Annotated in this window: 22 protein-coding genes; 13 read left to right on the top strand and 9 right to left on the bottom strand. The window is 71.7% G+C overall.

Going from position 1 to position 20955, the window contains the following annotated elements; translation table 11 throughout:
• Positions 1-14: 14 nt before the first annotated feature.
• Positions 15-1193, bottom strand: coding sequence for a phytanoyl-CoA dioxygenase family protein (locus B124_RS25915; RefSeq protein WP_496505369.1), 1179 nt, complete (start codon positions 1191-1193; stop codon positions 15-17).
• Positions 1194-1300: 107 nt separating this feature from the next.
• Between B124_RS25915 and B124_RS25920 the strand changes: the two genes are divergently transcribed.
• A complete protein-coding gene (locus B124_RS25920) occupies positions 1301-2347 on the top strand; it encodes a LacI family DNA-binding transcriptional regulator (protein WP_496505370.1) in 1047 nt (348 codons plus the stop codon).
• A gap of 170 nt (positions 2348-2517) precedes the next feature.
• Here B124_RS25920 and B124_RS25925 read toward each other — a convergent pair whose 3' ends face one another.
• From B124_RS25925 to B124_RS25940, 4 genes are all read right to left on the bottom strand, one after another.
• Entirely contained in the window at positions 2518-2829 is a 312-nt protein-coding gene (locus B124_RS25925) for a DNA-binding protein (RefSeq protein ID WP_496505371.1), read from the bottom strand.
• A 59-nt stretch (positions 2830-2888) separates the two neighbouring features.
• Positions 2889-3176, bottom strand: a complete 288-nt coding sequence (locus B124_RS25930) for a helix-turn-helix transcriptional regulator (protein WP_496505372.1) — start codon at positions 3174-3176, stop codon at positions 2889-2891.
• 1127 nt (positions 3177-4303) lie between these two features.
• On the bottom strand, positions 4304-4675 hold the full coding sequence (locus tag B124_RS25935; RefSeq protein ID WP_496505373.1) for a 6-pyruvoyl trahydropterin synthase family protein: 372 nt from the start codon (positions 4673-4675) through the stop codon (positions 4304-4306).
• A gap of 55 nt (positions 4676-4730) precedes the next feature.
• On the bottom strand, positions 4731-7424 hold the full coding sequence (locus tag B124_RS25940) for an AAA family ATPase (RefSeq protein ID WP_496505374.1): 2694 nt from the start codon (positions 7422-7424) through the stop codon (positions 4731-4733).
• A 610-nt stretch (positions 7425-8034) separates the two neighbouring features.
• Here B124_RS25940 and B124_RS25945 point away from each other — a divergent pair.
• The 4 genes from B124_RS25945 (at position 8035) to B124_RS25960 (ending at position 9858) form a co-directional block, all read left to right on the top strand.
• Positions 8035-8295 (top strand): type II toxin-antitoxin system Phd/YefM family antitoxin, encoded by a 261-nt coding sequence (locus B124_RS25945; protein ID WP_496505375.1) that lies wholly within the window; start codon positions 8035-8037, stop codon positions 8293-8295.
• Entirely contained in the window at positions 8292-8687 is a 396-nt protein-coding gene (locus tag B124_RS25950; RefSeq protein ID WP_496505376.1) for a PIN domain-containing protein, read from the top strand. Before B124_RS25945 ends, B124_RS25950 begins: the two co-directional genes overlap by 4 nt.
• A 384-nt stretch (positions 8688-9071) precedes the next feature.
• Positions 9072-9350, top strand: a complete 279-nt coding sequence (locus B124_RS25955; protein ID WP_496505377.1) for a hypothetical protein — start codon at positions 9072-9074, stop codon at positions 9348-9350.
• Positions 9351-9591: 241 nt separating this feature from the next.
• On the top strand, positions 9592-9858 hold the full coding sequence (locus B124_RS25960; protein WP_496505378.1) for a Txe/YoeB family addiction module toxin: 267 nt from the start codon (positions 9592-9594) through the stop codon (positions 9856-9858).
• A 39-nt stretch (positions 9859-9897) separates the two neighbouring features.
• Here the strand turns inward: B124_RS25960 and B124_RS25965 are convergent, their stop codons facing one another.
• Together B124_RS25965 and B124_RS25970 are read right to left on the bottom strand one after the other, a co-directional pair.
• Positions 9898-10260, bottom strand: coding sequence for a GNAT family N-acetyltransferase (locus B124_RS25965; protein WP_496505379.1), 363 nt, complete (start codon positions 10258-10260; stop codon positions 9898-9900).
• Positions 10257-11297, bottom strand: a complete 1041-nt coding sequence (locus B124_RS25970; RefSeq protein WP_496505380.1) for a pirin family protein — start codon at positions 11295-11297, stop codon at positions 10257-10259. The genes B124_RS25965 and B124_RS25970 overlap by 4 nt, the downstream gene beginning before the upstream one ends.
• Positions 11298-11608: 311 nt before the next feature.
• Between B124_RS25970 and B124_RS25975 the strand changes: the two genes are divergently transcribed.
• From B124_RS25975 to B124_RS25995, 5 genes are all read left to right on the top strand, one after another.
• Entirely contained in the window at positions 11609-12403 is a 795-nt protein-coding gene (locus B124_RS25975) for an SAM-dependent methyltransferase (RefSeq protein WP_496505381.1), read from the top strand.
• Positions 12404-12452: 49 nt separating this feature from the next.
• Positions 12453-13142, top strand: coding sequence for a class I SAM-dependent methyltransferase (locus tag B124_RS25980; RefSeq protein ID WP_496505382.1), 690 nt, complete (start codon positions 12453-12455; stop codon positions 13140-13142).
• Between the two features lie 236 nt (positions 13143-13378).
• Positions 13379-13897 carry a DinB family protein gene (locus B124_RS25985; protein ID WP_496505383.1) on the top strand — a complete coding sequence of 173 codons (519 nt, stop codon included), beginning with the start codon at positions 13379-13381 and terminating at the stop codon, positions 13895-13897.
• A gap of 209 nt (positions 13898-14106) precedes the next feature.
• Positions 14107-14493: a peptidase inhibitor family I36 protein gene (locus tag B124_RS25990; RefSeq protein WP_496505384.1), complete on the top strand. Its 387-nt coding sequence runs from the start codon at positions 14107-14109 to the stop codon at positions 14491-14493.
• An 86-nt stretch (positions 14494-14579) separates the two neighbouring features.
• Complete coding sequence (locus B124_RS25995; protein WP_496505385.1) at positions 14580-15320, top strand: hypothetical protein; 741 nt, start codon at positions 14580-14582, stop codon at positions 15318-15320.
• 10 nt (positions 15321-15330) lie between these two features.
• On the opposite strand, the gene B124_RS26000 is transcribed toward B124_RS25995, so the two are convergent.
• The gene (locus B124_RS26000; protein ID WP_496505386.1) at positions 15331-16371 is read right to left on the bottom strand and encodes a LacI family DNA-binding transcriptional regulator; all 1041 of its coding nucleotides are present in this window, start codon (positions 16369-16371) and stop codon (positions 15331-15333) included.
• Positions 16372-16514: 143 nt separating this feature from the next.
• Between B124_RS26000 and B124_RS26005 the strand changes: the two genes are divergently transcribed.
• Entirely contained in the window at positions 16515-17369 is an 855-nt protein-coding gene (locus B124_RS26005) for an endo alpha-1,4 polygalactosaminidase (protein WP_496505387.1), read from the top strand.
• Here B124_RS26005 and B124_RS26010 read toward each other — a convergent pair.
• Positions 17348-18868, bottom strand: a complete 1521-nt coding sequence (locus B124_RS26010) for an MFS transporter (RefSeq protein ID WP_496505388.1) — start codon at positions 18866-18868, stop codon at positions 17348-17350. The two genes, B124_RS26005 and B124_RS26010, sit on opposite strands and share 22 nt — an antisense overlap.
• A gap of 80 nt (positions 18869-18948) precedes the next feature.
• Between B124_RS26010 and B124_RS26015 the strand changes: the two genes are divergently transcribed.
• Both B124_RS26015 and B124_RS26020 read left to right on the top strand, forming a co-directional pair.
• Positions 18949-19761: a TetR/AcrR family transcriptional regulator C-terminal domain-containing protein gene (locus tag B124_RS26015; RefSeq protein WP_496505389.1), complete on the top strand. Its 813-nt coding sequence runs from the start codon at positions 18949-18951 to the stop codon at positions 19759-19761.
• Positions 19762-19882: 121 nt separating this feature from the next.
• On the top strand, positions 19883-20890 hold the full coding sequence (locus B124_RS26020; RefSeq protein ID WP_496505390.1) for an NAD-dependent epimerase/dehydratase family protein: 1008 nt from the start codon (positions 19883-19885) through the stop codon (positions 20888-20890).
• Positions 20891-20955 lie beyond the last annotated feature (65 nt).

The following is a 20955-nucleotide window of genomic DNA, read 5'->3' on the forward strand; positions in this document are numbered from 1 at the left end:
GTGCTGTGTCCTTTTCAGCTCCGGCGGCGCTTGGCGGCCGCCTGCAGTTCCTGGCGCAGCCGCCCGGGGGCCCAGCCCTCGTCGACGGCCTGCCACACGGTGTCCGCCTGGGAGGACGGTGCGAGACCGTCGACCGGCGGGTCGAGGTCCAGGTTGGCGGGGAAGGGGTAGCCCTCGGTGGTGGCCGCGATCACGCGGCGCAGCCAGTCCTCCGAGACGCCCTCGGCCTTGCGGCGCAGCAGCACCGGGAAGAGCGCGTTCGCCATCGCCTCGCGGTCCACCGTCTCCATGGCGCGGCCGAAGGCGGAGGAGATCTGCAGCAGGTTCGCCATGCGCTTGATGTCGGTCGAACGGTTGTGTCCGGCGCCGTGGAACAGCGCCGGGTTGAAGAAGACCGCGTCGCCGCTCTCCAGCGGGAGCTGGACGTGGTGGGCGCCGAAGTACTCGACGAACCGCGGCAGGCGCCAGGCGAGGTAACCGGGCTCGAACTTCTGCGAGTGCGGCAAATACAGCGTCGGGCCGGACTCGACGGGCATGTCGCAGTGGGCCACCGCGCCCTGCAGGGTCAGCACCGGCGAGAGGCGGTGGACGTGCGCCGGGTAGGCGGTGGCGCGTTCCTGGGTGAGGAAGCCGAGGTGGTAGTCGCGGTGCACGTTCTGCGCGGCGCCGCCCGGGTTGACCACGTTGATCTGGGAGGTCACCTGGTAGCCGGGGCCCAGCCAGGCCTCGGCGATCAGCGCCAGGACGTCATTGGCGTAGTAGTCGGCGAACACCTCCGGCGCCCGCACGGCCACCTTGTCCAGGGCGTTCCAGGCGCGGTCGTTCGCGCCGGGCCTGGCGAAGTGGTCACCGCGGGCCGCGCTGCTCGCCCGCTCCTCCTCGATCAGTGCGCGGAAGGCGTCGGACGCCCGGTCCACGACAGCCACGTCCGGGAAGGCGCGCTTGAAGACCACGATGCCGGGCCCGTCCAGCAGAGCCCGGACCAACTCGTCCTGCACGCTACGACGGCCCTCCGGGGAGGTCGCCAGGGAGCGGAGCCGCTCGCTGTCGTAGAGCGGCACGTTCTGTTCGACCCGCTCGGCCGAGGGGTGATCGCCCGGATCGGTGCGCTGCTCCACGAGTGAGCGGAACACGTCGAGATCGCAGTCCGCCTCGGTCAGCCAAGTCCGCGCTCCCGCGGCTGTGGGAGACATCCGGGTCCTTTCGCAGTCCGTGCATTTCTGCCAGTGTTGATAACCCAAACCCATCATTCAATGCTTATCGGTACATCAAAAATCCATCATCAGCCTTGGGATCAGTCATGCGACACCCCTACCCGATCAGGGAAATCGCTCGCCAGGCCGGACTGAGCACGGCCACCGTCGACCGCGTCCTCAACGACCGGGGCAATGTGACGGAGAGCACCATCAGGGAGGTGCACGAAGCCATCAACGACCTGGACCGCCAGCAGAGCCAGGTCCGGCTCGGGGGCCGCACCTTCATGATCGACATCGTGATGCAGACCCCGGAGCGGTTCTCCACCGCCGTTCGGGAGGCGCTCGAAGCCGAACTGCCCTCCCTGCATCCCGCTCACGTGCGCTCGCGCTTCCACTTCCGTGAGAGCTGCCCTCCCGCCGAGCTGATCGGGACCCTGGACAAGATCGCGAAGCGTGGTACGCAGGGCGTGATCCTCAAGGCCCCCGACGAGCCGGAGATCGCCGCCGCGGTCGGCCGGCTGGTCGCGGCCGGCATCCCCGTCGTCACCCTGGTGACCGACCTGCCCCACAGCCCGCGCCTGGCGTACGTCGGCATCGACAACCGCGCGGCCGGTGCCACCGCCGCCTACCTCCTCGGACAGTGGCTGGGCAAGCGGCCCGGCAACGTGCTCACCACCATCAGCCGAGGCTCCTTCCGTGGCGAGGAGGAACGCGAGATGGGCTTTCGCAGCGCCATGCGCCTCGCCGACCCCCGACGAGCCCTGGTGGAGGTCACCGACAGCGACGGCCTGGACGCCACCCAGCACGATCTCGTCCTGGAGGCGCTCAAGCGGGACGAGGACATCATCGCCGTCTACTCCGCGGGCGGGGGCAACCTCGCCACCCTCGACGCTTTCGACGCGCTCGGGCGGGAGTGCGCGGTGTTCATCGCCCACGACCTTGACCACGACAACACCCGGCTGCTGCGCGATCGCCGCCTGTCCGCGGTCCTGCACCACGACCTGCGCCAGGACATGCGCCGCACCTGCCAGATCATCATGCGCGCCCACAAGGCACTCCCCGACGACGGCCCCTCGCTGCCCTCGGCGATCCAGGTGGTCACGCCGTTCAACATGCCGCCAGGGGCCCCGTCCATGCCGGTCGTCGGCTGAACCCGCTGCGTGTCCTTGAGCCAGATCTTCACGATCGGCGAACTCGGTCGAGCCTTTCACCCATCGCAGCCTGAGCTGGGCGTATCCCTTACGACCGGCGGATTGGACGAACGCTCCCCATCGGCCGGTGATGAGCCTTCGGGGTCAGGAGGGCAGCGTCGAGCTTCCGCTCAGATGCCGATGAGCCGGACACGGTCACCGCACAACCGGGTCATGTCGTCGACGTCGGACGTCAGCATGGCCACCGGGCCCGGCTGGCGCAGCGCCACCTCGGCCACGGTCGCGTCGATCGCGTACGTGTGGCCGTGCTGACCCGCGGCCCTGAGCAGTTGCGCGGACGTCTTCGCCACGCTCTCGGTCACCGGCTCGACCTTGACACGGAAGAGCACCCACTGCAGTCGAGGCATGTTCACCCGTGCATGGCTGACTTCCACGATGGTGTTGGCGCCGATGACGAAATCGGTGGGCGTTCGGGCTTTCACGGCGGTGCACGGAGGCTTGCCGGGCTGAGCACTGTCACCGTCCTTACCGTGCGCGCGGACTACGCTGTGCGGGCCTGGCTCGGGCTGCTGCCGTAGGCCGTCTTGAAGGCGTGGCTGAAGTGGGCCGGGCCTGGGAAGCCCCAGCGGCTGCCGATGGCGCCGACCGGCAGATGCGACAGCGTGCCCACCAGGTCGGCCACGTTGTCGGCGAGCCGGGACGTGCCGAGCGACTCCAACTCGTCCGCCTGACACGCCAGTCCGTACAGGAAGGGGCGCACCACCGTGCCCAGCCCGTCGCGGCACGACACCGAGATCGCCATCACCCGTGCCAGGTCGCGTTCCGGCATCCCGAGCATGGCCCGGGGGGAACATCAGGGCAGGGGCACGAAGCTCCGGCTGACGACGTCCCGCCAGAACTCCAGCCTCGTCGCGGTGTTCGCGTCGCTCGGCGTCGTCATCGAGGACATGCGCCTCTCCCCTCCCCGATCCGACCCCCGAGGATGCGGGCCCGACGACTGCCCGACGACCGACCCCTGGCGTGGAGTGTATGCCGCCGGGGCCGAGTGCAGCCGGTTCGACGGCGGATTCAAGGGGCGGCCCTGGTTCGGCGACGCACCGAGCGTCTCGCCCCTGCCTCAGGAAGGCGAGTTCTTCCCTCGCGGGGTTGTCGTTCAGGGAAAGCGTCCAGATTGGCACCTGCCGGCCGGCGACCGGATAGTGGGCGGACATGCTGGCGTACTTGGCCGTTCCCCCTTCCAGTCGTCCCCTGGCCGCGCCGTGATCCAGCAGCGCGGTCGCGATCCGCCTCGGTTCTGGCGCAACGCGAGTACGGATCACTGCGTCCATGTCGTCACGCGTCGTCCGCTGCGTGGCCCGGCGCCCGGAGGGGGACTTCGCTGCCGTAGCGACCTCGCCGTGAACGCGCGGGACGAGGACGCGGAGATCGCCGTCACCTCGGTACTGAGTCAGTTCGACCGCGTACACGTCGGTCTGCCGCAGCTGCCGGTTCAGGAACTCAACGATCGCCCGTAGCTCCAGCGGGATCCGATCCGCGACGAATAACAGCCGCATCTGCCCAGCGGCCAGTCGTTCCTCGACCGTCGTCCAGAACTCCTCCGGGGAGCGGCCGCCGAGCAGTTCCCCGTACGCCGCCTCCAGCGATCGGCCGTCCGCGACGCAGGTCTCCTCGAAGGAGCGTTGAAGCAGTGCTCCGGGCCAGTAACGCGCTCCGTTCGCCGCATAGTCCAGCATCTGACCCACCACCTCGCGCCGGATACGCGTATCGCTCGCCCGCTTGACCTCCACCAGCGTCGGTATCCCGTCAGCGTCGACGAACAGGTGATCCAACCAGCGGTCTTGAACGCGGCCGGCTCCAGGGCCAGCAGATCGCTCCCCAGGACGAAAACCGGCTGATCGTTTCCACATCGATTGATACCGGAAGCCACTGACAACAGAGCCTCCGCCGCCGGTCTGCCTATCGCTCGGGCCGGTACTCAGCCCAGGTTTTGGGCGTCTCAGAGACCCTCACCGCTGTCAGCTCGGGGAGCCTCTGAATCCAGTTGTCGAAGATCCAGGCTGCGAGATTCTCGGCGGACGGGGAGATACCCCCCCCCATCGCCTCATTGAGGTGGCGGTGATCGAGGGTGTCGTCCATCCACTTCTTGAAGGCATCAAGTTCACGGTAGTCGCGTACGAAACCCGCCTCGGTGAGGTTCTCTCTACGGGCGGACAGCTCCAGTACGACAACGTAGTTGTGGCCGTGCATGCGGGCGCAGGGGTGCCAGCTCGGCAGCCGGTCGAGGACGTGACTGGCCGAGAAGTGGAACTCCTTGGTGATCGTCAGCATGGCGGCTCCAGTCTGCCACCCGCTCCCGGGGTTCTCCGCACGTCACCTTCCCTGGTCACCAGCCGATCCCGTCGCCCTCGCGGATGGAATGGTTGAGGGGGACCTCGGTGAGGAAGCGATCCCGCAGGCCCCGCTCCGTAATCAGGTCTGCCTTGCGGCAGACCTCGACCCGTGCACGCTCAAGGAGTGCTTGAGCCGTCGCTTGCGCACCGGCAGCGGCCAGAGTGACGGCGGAGTGGTAGAGGACTTCCTCGGTCCGCAGGGCTGGCATGTCTCCTACGTCGTCGAGGATGCGTACGGCCTCACGGGCCTGCTCGCCGGCATCGCCCACGGCGCCTCGCCTCAGCAGGATGCGGCTGCGCAGAGAGTGCGCGGCGATCCTGCTGCGGATCATGCCACTGCGCTGAGTCTCGACGCAGGTGGTGTTGGCCAGGCGTTCTGCCTGGTCCAGAAGTTCTCCGGATTCTTCCGCAGCAAGGAGCAGAACCTCGGCGTACAGGTTACGGACGATGGGAACGAGGTTGGCCAGCCAGGTCCGCTCGGTCTCCGCCCACGCGTTGGTGATCAGCTCCAGGGCTTGGTTGCGCTGCCCCGGCCTATCGACAAGAAGGCGAGCGAGGAGTGCCGTGTTGTAAGCGTGCCAGCCGCTGTCGCCCCCGCGGTCCGCCTCGAAGTCGAGGGCTGCACGCAGGACGTCCTCCGCCTCCCGGTCGGTGCCGAGAGCGGCGTAGACCTGGGCCAGGTAGTTGAGGGCGATGGGCAGTTCGGCCTTCAGCGGTTCGTCGCGCAGCCGCCCGGCACAGCGGCGCAGCCTGGCCAGTGCATCACTGAGGTGCCCGCTGTCGAAGAGGGTGACGCCGAGCTGCATCTCTCCCAGGTTGCGGGCGTGCTGGAGGACCGGGTCGTCGCTGCCGCCGAGGCGCGGATCGGAGGCGTACATGCGCTCCGCCTCCCGGAGCTGGGCAAGCCCGTCGGCCAGCCGCCGCTTGGAGACCTGGCGTCCGTACTCGACCCGGGCCACGAAGAGCGAGACAGGGTCACCGTGCCGCTCGGCCAGCTCCACGGCTGCGCGGAGCTTGTCCAGGGACGGCACCAGTCCCTGGGTTGCCAGCAGGGTCTTGCCACGCAACAGCGTGGTACGGATCACCAGCTCGGGGGTGCCGCAGCGCCTCGCCGCCACCTCGGCCTCGGCGGCCAGGGCGTCGATGTCGGGACCCCCCGCCGGCTGATGCTGGCCTCGCCAGCGCACCTCCGTCAACGACAACAGCAGCTCAACGGCCTGGATGAGGCGCCGGTCCCGGCTCTCCTCATACTCGGGCAGGTCCCGGACCGCGTTGATCACTTCTTCGCAGTGCTGCTCCGCCTCGGCGAAGGACAGCCCTTCCATGGCGGCGTCCCGAGCCAGCTCGTAGTGCACGTCGGCCGAGGCGACCAGGCACTCCGTGCCACCGTTGCGCAGATGGTGGGCGACTTCCAGTCGGCGCTCCAGAGGCGCACCGTGCAGCGGTTCGGAGGTGAGCGCAGCCGCGATGCGCGCGTGGCGGGAACGCGTTTGCTGCGGGCTCTGCCGGGCGTACACCATGCTCCACAGAGCCCGGTGTTCAAACCGGTAGCGGTCGGACGCCTCCAGCCGGGCCCATCCGGGAAGGCGCTCCGGCGCGATCAGCCGATGGCGGGCGGCGATGCGTCTCAGCCGCTCCATCACGTCATCGTGCGATGCGCCCTTGACCGCGGCGACAGTCCGCGAGAAGAACGCCTCACCTTGGGTGGCGCCGATAACGAGCAGCTCCCGGTCCTGCTCTCCGAGTCCCCCCAGGCGATCCTCCACCACGCGTGCGAGGCTGGCGGGCAATTCAACCCGGGTTCCGTCCTCGGGACGCCACTCGTCCAGGCAGAGAGCAATGAAAACAGCATGGCCGGAGGTCAGTTGACTCAGCTGCTCCGGCAGGGAAGAGGGAGCGGCAGGATGTCGGGTCCTCACAAGCTCGGCCACCGCATCGGGTGGCAGCCCTGTCAGTGACGACCTTTGCAGGATCTCCTCCGTCGTCCAGCGGTGGAGCAATTCCTCGACCGTGGAGCCGGAGTCCGCCGCGTACACCCCGTCCGTGGCATGGCTGAGGACCACGGCAAGCGGTTCGCCGGGGAGCCTGCGCAGCAGCTGGTCAAGGACGAGCAGACTGCTGGGATCGCTGTGCTGGATGTCGTCGATCAGGAGGACGGTGGGCGGGCCCTGCCTGACCAGGTCCAGCAGTCCCTCAACGATCTGTGCGGCCGCTCCCTGCTGGAAGGGCAGCAGACTGTCGAAGGGCATCGAGCCGGAGGCGAGTGACGCTTCAGCGACCTCCCTGCCAAGGGTGAACAGAGCCCCCAGCCCGGGCACGAGCGCAGAAAGCACCTCCGGGGCGGATCGAACGACGCTCTGACCGCTGAAGTTCAGCAGTCTGCGGAAGACACCAGGCTCCTTGACCTCGTGATCCTCCGCCAACTGCAGAAGAAGATCGACGACGGGCCCGTAACGCAGTCCCGGCCCGATCCCTGGATGGCAGCGAGTCGATACGACCCTGCCCACGCCCGCTCCAGCAGCGGTGGCAACCTCCGTCTCGAACGCCCTCAGCAGCGCCGACTTCCCCACGCCCGAGACACCGTCGACCACGATCGCCCGGCCACCGCGCCCCTGCGCTAACGCCGCCATCAGCGAGCGCAGTTCGGCCATGTGCTCCACACGGTCAACGAACCTGGTCCGTACCACAACCCGCTCCAGTCCTCCGTCACGGACGTTTCCGTACCCACACCGTTACGTGGCGTCCACCGTAGATCATTCGAGGCCCGGCCCCCAGACGGCCACCGGTCGCCTGGCATTCCCCGAGTTCGGTGCCGAGACGCCGCTCGCGCTGGCCCACGGCTTTTCTGAGGGGCTCGGGGCTCCGGCAGATTGGGCCGAGTCCGCCGGACGCTGGACGGACGCCCGTGATGACTGGTTGGAGGGGGCAGCTCTTCTTGCCGTTGCCCTCGGTACGGCGACGTGCGCCAGGCAGCGTGAGGCTCCAGGTGAGAGCCGCTCCGCCTACACCGCCATGCTGGGTTTCGCCGTAGCCGTACAGGTTCACCATACGGTCGAGGCGGTGCTCTACTTCGCTGGCGTCGCCGTCGCACGGACCTGACCTGGTTGAAGGCGCTCTGGGAGCAGGTCGGCAGGCAAAGGTGGGAGGGGGCGGGCACGCCGACGTCTGTCGGCGGAGCCGCGATGAGCGCCGCCCCTTGACCGCTGAGACCGCGACGCCCTGGCCCGCGACATGCTCGCTGTGCCCCGGCGCGGGAACACGGTGGCCACATCACCGCGATTCAGATAATCTGAACCCATGACGGTGATGAGCGCCTCCGAAGTCTCGCGGAACTTCTCCGCCGTGGTCGACCGCGTCGCAGCCGGCGAGCGCATCGAGATCATGCGCAACGGCAGGCTCGTAGCGGAGCTGGGTCCGCATGTCGCCCGCCCCAACGGCAAGGCTCTGCTCAAGTCGTTGTCCCGCCTACCCCGCGCGGAAGAAGGCGACGACTGGTACGAGGAGATCCTCGCCACCCGGACCCTGCTCACCGAAGACGGTGACCCGTGGGCCGAGTGATTCTCGATACCGGGGTGATCGCCTGTGTGGACCGGGGCAAGCTGGAGTGGCGCGACGCGATCGGCGAGGACGATGACGCCGTGATCGCCGCGGTGACCGCTGCGGAACTACTGCAGGGTGCCGAGCTGGGCGACCCCCGGTTTCGAGATCGGCGCCGCACCTTCGTGGAAGGTGTGATCGCGGACATCCCGGTCGAGCCGTACGACATAAGCATCGCCCGTCATCACGCCCATCTGCTGGCCCACTGCCGCAGCACCGGCGCTCCGCGTGGTGCGCACGACCTGATGATCGCGGCAACGGCCGCCGCGACCGGACGTACCGTCGTGACGACGGACGCGAAGGCGAAGTTCGGGGAGTTGCCTGGAGTAACTACCCGGGTACTCGCGCCGTAAGGCAGGACTTTCTGGCCATCCCGGCAAGCCTGAATGTGCGATCGCGATGACCGAACATCCCGTGCTGACGTGTCAGCACGGGGCCCGGATCGAGCAGGACCCAGGAGGACGCAAACAGGTGCGTTACCCGTTCTTCCCCCGTTTCCGCAGGTCAGCGAGGTAACGATTTCGGGTTCGAATCCCGTTGGGGGCACCGCAAAAACCCACCTGACCTGCGAAAACGCGCTCAGGAGGGTTTTCTTTTGCCCTCGAAGTGGCCACCGGACCTCGATGACGGCCGCAGTCCCGTAGCGGTCCCGTGCCAGCAGCTTGCGGATAGGCATCGCGTCCGGGCCTGGCCCGTACGGTGGAGGCGACGGCCGCCGAGGACGGTGGTGGGCACCGATGGCGCTCCCCGGACTGCACCCGCGCCCGGGGAATCTGCGCGAGGTCGCCGAACGCATCGAAGCGGCCACAGGACTGCGGGTCGAGATCATCGGAGGCAGCCTGGTGCTGTCCCCCACCCGGTGCGGCAAGCACGCCGGCACCATCCGCCGCCTGCGGGTGCAGATCGAATCGCGGCTGCCCGAGGGCCTGGCGCCGTACGAGATGACCTCGATCGCCTTGCCCGACGACCCGGACGACTGCGCCACCCCCGACCTGATCGTGCTGCCCGTCGCCTGAGACGAGGACGACGCCTGGCTCGCCGACCCCCACGACGTCGCCCTCGCCGTCGAAGTGATCTCCCAGTCCGAGAAGGCCAAGGACATCACCGACAAGAACGGCTGGTACGCCCGCGCGGCAGGACGCCGGTGTCGATGGGGGACGGCAGGGGAGCGGGAAGGTCGGCCGGTTCGCCGTAGTCGCCGTGGAGGGCTCCGCGGTAGCTGGCCGAACCCGACGACGAGGGCGGACAGGGCGCCGCGTGAAGGTGTTCTTCCTCGATGACGGCTGGAACGACTGCCCGTGGTGGCAGGCGAACGATCGCAAGCTGCTGAAACGGATCAACCACCTCATCGCCGACATCGACCGCAACGGCCACGAGGGGATCGGCAAGCCCGAACCGCTGCGGAGCGACCTCGCCGGCTACTGGTCACGGCGCATCAACTCCGAGCACCGGCTGGTGTACCGCATTGACGAGGACGACACCATCCACGTCGTGGCATGCCGCTTCCACTACGAGCGCGGATGAGGACGCGCCGCCCGTGACCACCGCCGCCTCCCGGGGGTCTCATTTCTGGTGTGGGGTCACCGCGCGCAGGTGGTCCGGTGTGGGCTTCACGACGTGGGCGCCGTACTCCGGGTGCTTCGGGAGCCATGCGGCGACGTACGGGCACACCGGGACGATGCTGTAGCCGCGGGCGACGACATCGTCGACCGCATGGCGCACCAGCAGGGAGGCGAGGCCCTGGCCGCTGTAGTTCTCGTTGACCGCGGTGTGGAACAGCACCCTCTGGACGCCGCCCGCTGTCTCGACGTCGACGTAGTCTTCCTCGCCGATGATCCGGGCAGCCGGGTCTGCGGCGCTGCGGTCGACGAGGACGTAACGGGATTCCTCGGGCCGGTCCTGCACGTCGAAACGCTGGTCGGTCATGGTCTTCCTCCTGCTGGCGGCGTGGTCTCGGCGGCGGGGGGCTGCTGGCGTGGCCGCAGCCGGGTGTTGGGGAGTGCCGGGGCGGGCAGTGCCGGGGGCTGGCCGGGCGGGAACGGCCCGAACAGGGGTGGTTTGCCGGTGTCGGCCGGGTCGGCGGGGTCGAATCCGAGCTCGGCCTGGTAGCGGCGCCGGAACTCGGCGATCTCCTCGTGGCTGCGGCCCACGAAGTTCCACCACATGACGATCTGTTCGTCCAGCGGTACGCCGCCGAGCAGGATGACCCGGGCGCCGTCGGGGCCGGCGGTGAGCGTGAGCGTGTCGGAGCCGGGCGGCACGTAAGCCAGGCAGCGGTGCTCGGCGTCGGTGGTGTTGACCCTGACGGTGCCGGTCTCGGCGAGGGCGGCGTGCTCGAAGTCCGGCCGGACGCCGAGGGTCACGGTGGCGCCCGGGTCCAGCAGCAGCTCGGCGCCGAGGAGGTCGGGGGTGCGGGTCTGGACCGGGGAGGCGGAGCCGAGGAGTTCGCCGAGGAAGACCCGCGCCGTCGCGCCGGGCAGGGGCACCGGCTCGGGGCGGTAGTGCTCGAAGTGGTGCGGGCTGAAGCGCGTGGCGTCGGGGAGTGCGTACCAGAGCTGGACGCCGTGCAGGGTGTCGGCGCCGGCGGCGCTGATCTCGGAGTGGGTGATGCCCTGCCCGGCGATCATGAGGTTCAGCTCGCCCGGCCGCACCGGGGCGCTGTTGCCGGCGGAGTCGAGGTGGTCGATGCGGCCGGTGAACAGCCAGGACACGGTGGCCAGCCCGGTGTGGGGGTGCCGGGGGACCTGCATGCCGCCGGTGACCGCGACGTCGTCGGGCCCGTAGTGGTCCAGGAAGCACCACGCCCCCACCAGGGACCGGTTGCGCTGCGGCAGGGTCCGGTAGACGGTCATGGCCCGCGGCCCGCCCAGGGGTACGAGCCGCGGCTCCAGGACCTCCACGGCATGGCAGGGCTCCCCGGGGGCGAGGACGGCCAGGCCGGGACGTTCGTCGAGGTTGCTCACCGGACCGCCTTCCCGTGCGCCGCCGCGGAGCGGTGTGCGGCCTGCCGCACCTCCGGCATGACCTCATCCAGGAGCGGTCGCATCTGTCTCCTCATCGTCATCGCCCTCGTTGTCTCTACGGGCCACGGCCGTGCCCAACATGATCGTGCGCCACCGGGCCCAGCACAGCAAGCCGCGCCCCGGACCGCGGCGCCCCCGTGGGCCGTCGGCGTTCGCTCTCGGACAAGCATCCGTGCACCAGGGCAGGAGGCCGGTCTGGGGCCGTGCTCCGGGGCCGTACTACTGTGGCGGGCACCGAGAGGAGCGCAGTTGTGACATCCGACGGCTTCCGCTTCGAGGAGATAGACGTCACCAGACCGCACCCCGCGCGGATCTACGACTATCTGCTGGGCGGCAAGGACCACTACGCGGTCGACCGCGAGGCCGGTGAGCAACTCGTCGCCGCGGCGCCCGAAGCGCGGATCGGCCTGCGCGCCAACCGCGCCTTCCTCCAGCGAGCCGTACGCCACGTCGTCGCCGGCGGCATCCGCCAGATCCTCGACATCGGCACGGGCCTGCCCACGGCCCCGAACGTGCATGAGACGGCCTGGGAGACCGCGCCCGACACCCGCGTCGTCTACGTCGACAACGACCCCATCGTCCGCGCTCACGCCGACGCGCTGCTCAGCAGCTCCGGCGCGACCAGCATCGCGCTGGCCGACCTCCGCGACGTACAGAGCGTCCTCGACCACCCCGACGTCCGCCGGGTTCTCGACTTCGGCAAGCCGGTCGCGGTGTTCCTGGTGGCCGTACTCCACTTCCTCACCGAGGAGGACCGGCCCCGGGAGATCGTCGCCGCCCTGCGCGACGCGCTGCCGTCCGGCAGCTACCTGGTGCTCTCCCACGCCACCGGCGACTTCGCCGACCGTACGGACGCGCAGGCCGTCTACAACAAGGCCACCGCGGGCCTGAACCTGCGCCCGCGCGCGGAGATCGAGCCGTTCTTCGACGGCTTCAGCCTGGTCGAACCCGGCCTGGTGCAGGTCCCGTTCTGGCGCCCGGACACACCGCCGCCGGCGCGGTACGGCGAGATCGGCATCTACGCGGGCGTGGGCCGCAAGAACTGACGGGGTACGGCCCGGCGCGCGTGTCAGACCCCTGCCCTACGTTGGCCGGATGCACGCACACGCGCCCCGCATCGACCGCCCGGCAGACCTCGACATCGTCCGCAAGTCCTATGACCACGTGGCCGACAACTACGTCCATCTGTTCCAGACGACGGGGATGGCCGACATCCGCCGCCACCCGTGGCTCAAGGCGTCGATCGACGCCTTCGCCGACACCGTGGCCGCGTCCGGTCCCGCCGCCGGCCCCGTCCTCGACGTGGGCTGCGGGCCGGGCCAGGTGACCGCGTACCTCGCCGACCGCGGTCTCGACGTCTCCGGCGTGGACCTCTCGCCCGGCATGGTCGAGAACGCCCGCCGCCTGCACCCGCAGTGCCGCTTCACCGTCTCCTCGGCGACCGACCTCGACCTCGCCGACGGGTCGCTGGGCGGCGTCCTCGGATGGTGGTCGCTGTTCAACCTCCCGCGCGACGTACTGCCCCAGGTGCTGGCCATGTTCGCGCGCGCACTGAAGCCGGGAGGGCACTTCCTCACCGGGACCCACGTGGGGGACGGGGACGTGGTGCGGACGGAGGCGTACGGCCGGGAGGGTGTGCGCTGGACGACGCACCGGTGGCGGCCGGAGCAGCTTGTGGAGATGACCGAGGGGGCGGGGCTGAGCGTGGTCGCGGAGCTGCGGCTGCCGGGGGACGGGCAGACGGGGCCGGGGGTGGTGGTCATGGCGAAGAAGCCGGAGGCCTGAGCCGGACCGGGGCTGGATTGGCGCCGGACCGGGGCGGATTGGGCCGGGCCGGGCGAGAGAGCCCGTGGGCGGAGTCGGAGCCGGTTCGGAGTCGGTTCGGAGTCGGTATCGGAGTCGGAGTCGGTGTCGGAGACGGCGGGGGTACGGGACCGGGGCCGGGGGCCGTGCGCGGGGGCGGCCGGGGGTAGCGAAAATCCGACGACACCCCGCCACCGGCCGCGCTAGCGTCCGCAACCATGTCTCACATCTTCGAACGCCCTCCCCTCCTCGCCGACGAACGCGCCGCCGTCACCGGCTGGCTCGAACTCCAGCGCAGGATCCTCCGCTGGAAGTGCGAGGGCCTGAGCGAGGCGGACGCGCACCGCTCCGTCGTCCCCACCTCGCCGCTCATGACCATGACCGGGCTCCTCGTCCACATGCGGTGGACCGAGCACGGCTGGCTCGAGGTCCGCTTCCTCGGCAACGACAGCGCACCGAACCCGGCCTTCGACGGGTCGGCGGACGACGACGCCGACTGGTTCGCCGACGGCGTCACCCTGGCGCAGGCCCTCGCGGACTACGAGGCCCAGTGCGCCCGGACCGACGAGATCGTCGCCTCGGCCTCCCTGGACGACGCCGGCCGCCACCCTGACTCCAAGGGGAACGTCGCCAACCTCCGCTGGATCCTCCTCCACCTCGTCGAGGAGACCGGACGGCACGCGGGACACGCCGACATCGTCCGGGAACTGATCGACGGGACGAAGGGGTACTACTAGGGCGCCGAGGTCCGGGACCAAGTCAGCGCCAAGTGAATCTTCAGTCTCCGCGCGTAGCTTCGGCCATACTCGGCAGAGCGGAGTGGCGGGCAGCGCCCACGTCGGTGACATCCCTCGACGGCTGCCGCCGCTCCCGTGTGCTCCCCCGCCGCCCGGGATGCCCCACGGGCGGCGGGGTGATCGGGTTCTGTCGCCCACCGAGGAGAGAGATGACCAAGAAGCTGCATGCCGCCCTCGTCGCCGCCGCCGCTGCCGCCGCCACCCTGCTGGCCGCACCGGGCGCGTCCGCCCAGGCGACGGCCGAAGGCTACGACCGCTGCCCGGCCGACCACTACTGCCTGTTCTCCGGCCTGGACGGCACCGGGGACATGGTCGCCCTCCAGGACGACACCCCGAACCTGGCCGCGGTCGGCATGGACGACCGCGCCAAGTCGGACTGGAACCGCACGGATTACTGGATCAACCTGTGGTCCGACGCCGACTACAGCGGCTGCATGGCCGTCACCAGCCCCGGCGGCAAGGGCAACTTCTTCTCGTCCTTCCAGGACTTCTTCAGCTCGGTCGCGATCGACGAGCCCAACGGCATGTCCTGCTGACCCGCTGACCCGACCCGCTGACCCGACCTGCTGCCCTGACCGCCGCGCCGGGACCCCTCCCGGCGCGGTCGCGCTAGCGTCGCCGCATGGCGTTCTGGCGGCGTAACCGTACGGGGAAGAACCACAGCACGGGCGCGGGGAACATCTCGGTCAACGTGTTCGATCCGCGCACGTCCGGGCCGGCCGACCGGCCCGGACTCCTGCTCGGCGAGCGGCGGTTGCCGCGGATCACGGTCTCCAGCTTCACCGACCGGCTCGCCGCACACGCCCGTACGCTCCATCCGCCCGGCACCGGACCGGTGAGCGTGATCATGCAGCACCGCACGTTCGCCGAGGACGACGGCGTGGTCTTCATGGGCTTCGCCGGCCGGCCCGGGATCGTCGTCCGGATGACGCCGCGGCTGCGCGCCGACCTGTACGGCCTGGGCGAGGCGATCACCACCGACGGCGCCGTGCTGTACCTCGACGGGCACGAGGGGTTCCTGCGCGCCACGCTCGTGCTGCCCGCGATGTCCGTCGAACTGGACACCGGGATGCTGCTCCGGGAGGGCAACGTCCAGGAGTTCCTGGAGGCCGCGTACGCGACCGAGACCGTCGAACTGCACGTCCAGCACACCACCCACGACCGGCTGCTGAACTACACCTGCGTGGCCTCCGGGCTGAGGGCGGCGCTCGACGAGGGCTTCGACCTCTACACCCAGCCCCCGCCGGCCGACCCGCGGTCGAGCCTGCTGGCGGTCAACGGCCGCCTGAACCCGGCCGTGCGCGTGCCGCTGCGGGTCACGGGAAACGCCGACCTCGCCCTCGCGCACCTGGTCGACGTCTGAGGCCGCCGCCCTACTGCGGCCCGTAGCGGATGACGTGCGTGGGCAGGACCGTGCGCCGCGGGGGGCGGGAGGCGGCGGGGCCGCCGTTGATGCGGTCGATGAGGAGCCGCGCGGCCTGCCGGCCCATCTCGTCCGCGTCGTACGACACGATCGTCAGCGGCATCCCGAGGACGTCGGCGAGGTCGAAGTCGTCGAACCCGGCGAGCGCGACCGGCAGGTCGAGGGCGCGTACCGCGCGGATGGCGCCCTGGGTGAGCCGGTTGTTGGTGCAGAAGAGCGCCGTGGGCGCGGCGGCGGACCCGGGCCCGGCGGACCCCTGCGGCGCCAGCAGCCCCCGCGCCGCCTGCTCCGCCGCCGCCACGTCCGTCAGCCCGCGCCGTACGAGCCGGTCGACCGGCGTCAGCCCGGCCGCCTCGTGGGCGGCGCGGTAGCCGCGGTAGCGCTCGGCGCCGGTGTGGATGGCCGGCGGGTTGCCGAGGAACCCGATCCGGCGGTGGCCGGCGGCCAGCAGCCGGGCCGTGGCGTCGCGGGCGCCGCCGAAGTCGTCGACGAGGACGCAGTCCGCCTCCATGCCGGACGGCGGCCGGGAGGCCAGCACCACCGGCATGTCGCGCAGCGCCGCGGGCGTGAGGTGGCTGTGGCTGCCGCCCGCGGGCACCACGATCATGCCCGCGACCTGCCGCGACGCCAGGTCCTCCACCAGCCCCCGCTCGCGGTCCAGTTGCTCGCCGGTGTTGCTGAGCAGCATGCTCAGCCCGTGCTGCGAGGCGACTTCCTGGACGCCGAGCGCGAGCCGCGAGTAGAAGGGGTTGGCGAGGTTGGTGACGATCAGCCCGATCATCCCGCTGCCGCCGAGGCGCAGGCTGCGCGCGGTCGCGTTGACCCGGTAGCCGAGGGCCTCGACGGCGGCCAGGACGCGGCGGCGGGTGGGGTCGCTGACGCGGGCGTCGTCCTTCAGCACGCGCGAGACGGTCATGGTGCTGACCCCGGCGCGGTGGGCGACGTCACGCATCGTCGGCGCCCCGGCGTCGCCCGGTCGCTGCTGCGACATGCCTTTCCTCCACCCGCTCCAGCCCGGTGCCCGCGGTCCTGCGGTCCCGCGGTCCTTCGGGGCCGCGAACCCGCCAATTCTAGGGAGGCGCTCCGGAGGAGGGCGCCCGCCCGGTCCGTCGGCGTACGCGCGATAGTGGCGGAGTGACCCGTGTACGCACCCGCCGTGCCGGCGCCGCCCTCGCCGCTGCCGCCGTGGCCGCCGCTGTGCTCGCGGCCCTGGCCGTCGTCCTGGCCGTCGCCCCCCGGGACGACGGCGCCGGCGACGGCGACCGCGACGGGGCGCGGAAGCCCGCGCTGCCCCCGCCGGGCGCCGGGGTCGACTACCAGATCGGCGGCGCCTACGACCCGCCCCCCGGCGTGGAGGTCGTCATCCGCGACCGCGGCGACGCCCCCGCCCCCGGCGCGTACAACGTCTGCTACGTCAACGCCTTCCAGGTCCAGCCGGGCGCCGAGGACCGGTGGGACCCCGACCTGCTGCTGCGCGACGCGGCCGGCGAGGTCGTCTACGACGAGGACTGGGGCGAGGCCGTGCTCGACCTGCGCACTGCGGGCAAGCGCGAGCGCATCGCCGCGCAGGTCGGCCGGTGGATCGACGGCTGCGCCGAGCGGGGCTACCAGGCCGTCGAGCCCGACAACCTGGACACGTACACCCGCTTCCCGCGCCTGCTGACCGCCGGCCACGCCCGCGCGTACGCCGCGCTCCTCGCCGACCGCGCGCACGACCGCGGGCTGGCCGTCGCGCAGAAGAACACCGCGGAGCTGGCCCCCGACCGGGCGCGTACCGGGGCGGACTTCGCGGTCGCGGAGGAGTGCGGCGCGTACGGCGAGTGCGCCGCCTACGCCGCGGCGTTCGACGACCGGGTGCTGGTCGTCGAGTACACGCCCGGCGGGCTCGCGGCGGCCTGCGGCCGGTGGGCCGACCGCCTGAGCATCGTCCGCCGCGACCGCGCGGTCTCCCCGCAGGGCGCCGCGGACTACGTCCGCGAGACCTGCTGAGCGACGGCCGCCTCCGGCTCCGCGGCGGCGTACGCGGACCCGGCCTCCGGCCCGGCTGCCGGCTCGCGCTCCGGGCGCGGCGTGGCGAGCAGCGCCGTCAGGCACGCCGCGGCCAGCAGCACCGCCGCCGCCACCGTCAGCGCCGTCGTGTACCCGTGCACCGTGGCCGCCGTCGCCGTCGTGCCGGCCGCCGACGTCAGGTGGGCGGCGGCGGCGCTCGCGGCGAGGGTGTTGAGCAGCGCCGTGCCCAGCGCGGCGCCCACCTGCTGGGACGCGTGGTACGCCGCCGAAGCCGCGCCGATCTCGTGCGGGCGCATGTGCGCGGTGGCCAGCGCCGCCGTCGGCGGCATGACGCAGCCGAGGCCGAGACCGGTGAGCACCAGCGCCGGTACGAGGTACGCGCCCAGCACCGCCGAGGTGTCCGCCGTCAGCCGGGTCAGGATCAGCATCCCGGCCGCCGCGGCGACGAGCCCCGGCACGATCAGCGCCGCCGGTGCGACGCGCCCGTGCAGCCGCCCGGCGATGAGCAGGGAGCCGACGAGCGCCGCGGCGGCGTTGACGATGAGCGTCAGCCCCGACTCCACGGGCGAGTAGCCGAGGACCGTCTGCGTGTAGTAGCTCATGAACAGGTAGAAGCCGAACATCGCGACGAACATCAGCGTGATCGCCGCGAACGCCCCGCCCCGCGCCCGGTGCAGGAGTACGCGCATCGGCAGCAGCGGATACGGCGCCCGCAGCTCGACGGCGGCGAACGCCGCCAGCAGCAGCACCCCGGCGCCGAGCAGCGCGAGCACCTTCGGGTCGCCCCAGCCGTGCGGCTCGGCCTCGCTGAAGGCGTAGACGACGGCGGCGAAGCCGGCGGTGCTGAGCAGCGCGCCCGGCACGTCGAGCCGGCCCGCGGCGCGCAGCGGCGGGGCGTGCGGCACGAACGCGGTGCCGAGGGCGGCGAGGAGCGCGACGGGCACGTTGGCGTACAGGCACCAGCGCCAGCCCGCGTACTGCGTCAGCAGCCCGCCCGCGATCAGCCCGACCGCCGCGCCCGCCGCGCCGACCGCGGCGAACACCCCGAAGGCGCGCCCGCGTTCGCGCGTCCCGGTGTACGTCGTCGTCAGCAGCGACAGCCCCGCGGGGGCGAGGAGCGCGGCGAACACACCCTGCACCGCGCGGGCGGCGAACAGCATCCCCGGCCCGGTCGCGGCGCCGCCGAGGGCGGAGGCGGCGGCGAAGCCGACGAGGCCGGCGGCGAACGCGCGGCGGTGGCCGAGGAGTCCGCTGACCCGGCCGCCGATGAGCAGCAGGCCGCCGAAGGCGAGCGCGTACGCGGTGACGGCCCACTGGCGGTTCGCGTCGGTCATGCCGAGCGCCTGCTGCGCGGACGGCAGGGCGATGTTGACGATCGTGCTGTCCAGCACGACGAGCAACTGGGCCGTGCTGACGGCCAGCAGGGTCCACCAGCGGCGCCGGCCGCCGCTGCGTTCGTGCGTCGTCTCAGCGGGCACGGGATCGCTCCTTGTCTAACGACGTATGGTCATCCCTAACGTTGTTAGGGAACGCTGCACACCGTACTACACTGAGCCGGGTGGGCAGCGACAAGAAGCCGCGTGACCAGCGGAAACGTGGCAAAGGTGACGAGGCGCGGAGCGTCTGGCTGCGCCCGGGGCGTACGTCGTCCCGGGGCGAACCGCCGTTGACGCGGGAGCGGATCGGGACGGCGGCCGTCGCGCTGCTGGACGAGGACGGCATCGACCGGCTCACGATGCGCCGCCTCGCCGACCGCCTGGCGGTCGTCGCGCCCTCCCTCTACTGGCACGTCGAGACCAAGGACGACGTCATCGACCTCGCGGTCGACGCGATCTTCGGCGAAGCGGAGCCGCCGGGGGCCGGGACGCCGGCCGCGGCCGGGACGGCGGACGGGACGGCAGCCGCGGCCGGGACGGCGGCAGCCGCGGGCGGGGCCGCCGGCTGGCGCGACGACGTCGCCGCCGTGCTCGGCACCTGGCGCGCCGTGCTGCTGCGCCACCCCTGGGCCGCCGCCGTCCCGGCCCGCCGCAAGCCGGGCCTCGGCCCCCACTTCCTCGCCTGGATGGAGGCCCTGCAGGCCACGCTCGTACGCGCCGGCTTCACCGGCCGCGACCTCCTCGCCGCCACCTGGGCGCTGCACAACCACGTACTCGGCTCCGCCTCCACCCAGGTGGCGCTGGACGTCACCGACGCGGAGCGCGACCTCGCCCAGGAGCGGGTGCGCGCCGACGGCGACCGCTATCCGACGCTCGCCGCCAGCGACTACCTCCGCGACGACGACTGGGACGGCACCTTCGCCGCCGGCCTGGACTTCCTCCTCGACGGCTTGGAGGCGCGGCTCGCGCGGACGGCGGCGCGGGGCGGGGCGTAGCGCGTACGCGGGGAGCACGGGCCGAGGGGTACGGGCTTGAGGGATACGGGCTGAGGGGTACGGGCTCTGCTGTCGGCGTAGCGATGATGTGCCCGGGCGGGATCGGTGCTTGGGTGCGGGGATGGACATTCTCGTGCTGGGCGGTACGGCCTGGGTGGGCCGGGAGGTGGCGCGGCTGGCGCTCGCGCGGGGGCACCGGGTGACGTGCCTCGCGCGCGGCGAGAGCGGCGGGGTGGCGGACGGCGCGGAGCTGGTGGCCGCCGACCGGCGGGAGCCCGGCGCGTACGACGCGCTGCGGGCCCGTACCGCCGACCGCCCCTGGGACGCCGTGGTCGAGGTGTCGTGGCAGCCCGGCTTCGTCCGCGGCGCCCTCGCCGCGCTCGCCGACCGGGCCCGGCACTGGACCTACGTCTCCTCCGGCAACGTCTACGCCGGCCACCAGTCGCCCGGCGCCGACGAGTCCGCGCCGCTCATGGAGCCCACCGACCGCGACGAAGTCGGCCGCGAGCTGTACGGCGAGGCCAAGTCGGCCTGCGAGCAGGCCACCCGGGAGGCCGTCGGCGACCGGCTCGTCACCGCCCGCGCCGGCCTCATCGGCGGCCCCGGCGACCACACGGGCCGCACCGGCTACTGGGTGGCCCGCGCCGCCCGCGACCCCGGGAGCCCGATGCTCGTCCCCACGGGCCCGCACCTGTCGACGCAGGTCGTGGACGTGCGGGACCTCACCGCCTGGCTGCTGGACAACGCGGAGTCCGGCGCCACCGGCACGTACGACACGGTCGGCCCGGTCCTCCCCCTGGCGGACTGGATCCAGCTCTCCCGCGAGGTCGGCGGGCACACCGGGCCGGTGGCCGAGGCCGGCTCGGCGTGGCTGCGCGGGCAGGGCGTGGAGCAGTTCATGGGGGAGGAGTCGCTGGCGATGTGGCTGGACGAGCCGGGGTGGGAAGGCTTCACCTCCCGCAGCGGCGCCGCGGCGGTGGCGGCGGGGCTGACGCACAGGCCGCGGGCGGAGCTGCTGGCGGACACCCTGGCGTGGGAGCGGGAGCAGGGGCTGGACCGGCCGCGGCGGGCGGGCCTCAGTCCGGCCCGGGAGCGGGAGCTGCTGGCGGCGCTGGCGGCGGCGGATTGAGGGCTGGTACGCAAGGGTGTTCCGGTTGCCGTGCTTTCGGGAGTCACCGGGACCTGCCCCGGGTT

Source organism: Streptomyces sp. CNP082, assembly GCF_059570535.1.

What these genes read in the sequence shown, in the direction of transcription:
- B124_RS25985 (WP_496505383.1), top strand. Translation starts at nt 13,379, where the DNA reads ATGTCTCACATCTTCGAACGCCCTCCCCTCCTCGCCGACGAACGCGCC.
- B124_RS25920 (WP_496505370.1), top strand. Translation starts at nt 1,301, where the DNA reads ATGCGACACCCCTACCCGATCAGGGAAATCGCTCGCCAGGCCGGACTG.
- B124_RS25915 (WP_496505369.1), bottom strand. Translation starts at nt 1,193, where the DNA reads ATGTCTCCCACAGCCGCGGGAGCGCGGACTTGGCTGACCGAGGCGGAC.
- B124_RS26000 (WP_496505386.1), bottom strand. Translation starts at nt 16,371, where the DNA reads ATGTCGCAGCAGCGACCGGGCGACGCCGGGGCGCCGACGATGCGTGAC.
- B124_RS25980 (WP_496505382.1), top strand. Translation starts at nt 12,453, where the DNA reads ATGCACGCACACGCGCCCCGCATCGACCGCCCGGCAGACCTCGACATC.
- B124_RS25955 (WP_496505377.1), top strand. Translation starts at nt 9,072, where the DNA reads ATGGCGCTCCCCGGACTGCACCCGCGCCCGGGGAATCTGCGCGAGGTC.
- B124_RS25930 (WP_496505372.1), bottom strand. Translation starts at nt 3,176, where the DNA reads ATGCCGGAACGCGACCTGGCACGGGTGATGGCGATCTCGGTGTCGTGC.
- B124_RS25935 (WP_496505373.1), bottom strand. Translation starts at nt 4,675, where the DNA reads ATGCTGACGATCACCAAGGAGTTCCACTTCTCGGCCAGTCACGTCCTC.
- B124_RS25945 (WP_496505375.1), top strand. Translation starts at nt 8,035, where the DNA reads ATGACGGTGATGAGCGCCTCCGAAGTCTCGCGGAACTTCTCCGCCGTG.
- B124_RS25995 (WP_496505385.1), top strand. Translation starts at nt 14,580, where the DNA reads ATGGCGTTCTGGCGGCGTAACCGTACGGGGAAGAACCACAGCACGGGC.
- B124_RS26020 (WP_496505390.1), top strand. Translation starts at nt 19,883, where the DNA reads ATGGACATTCTCGTGCTGGGCGGTACGGCCTGGGTGGGCCGGGAGGTG.
- B124_RS25965 (WP_496505379.1), bottom strand. Translation starts at nt 10,260, where the DNA reads ATGACCGACCAGCGTTTCGACGTGCAGGACCGGCCCGAGGAATCCCGT.
- B124_RS25990 (WP_496505384.1), top strand. Translation starts at nt 14,107, where the DNA reads ATGACCAAGAAGCTGCATGCCGCCCTCGTCGCCGCCGCCGCTGCCGCC.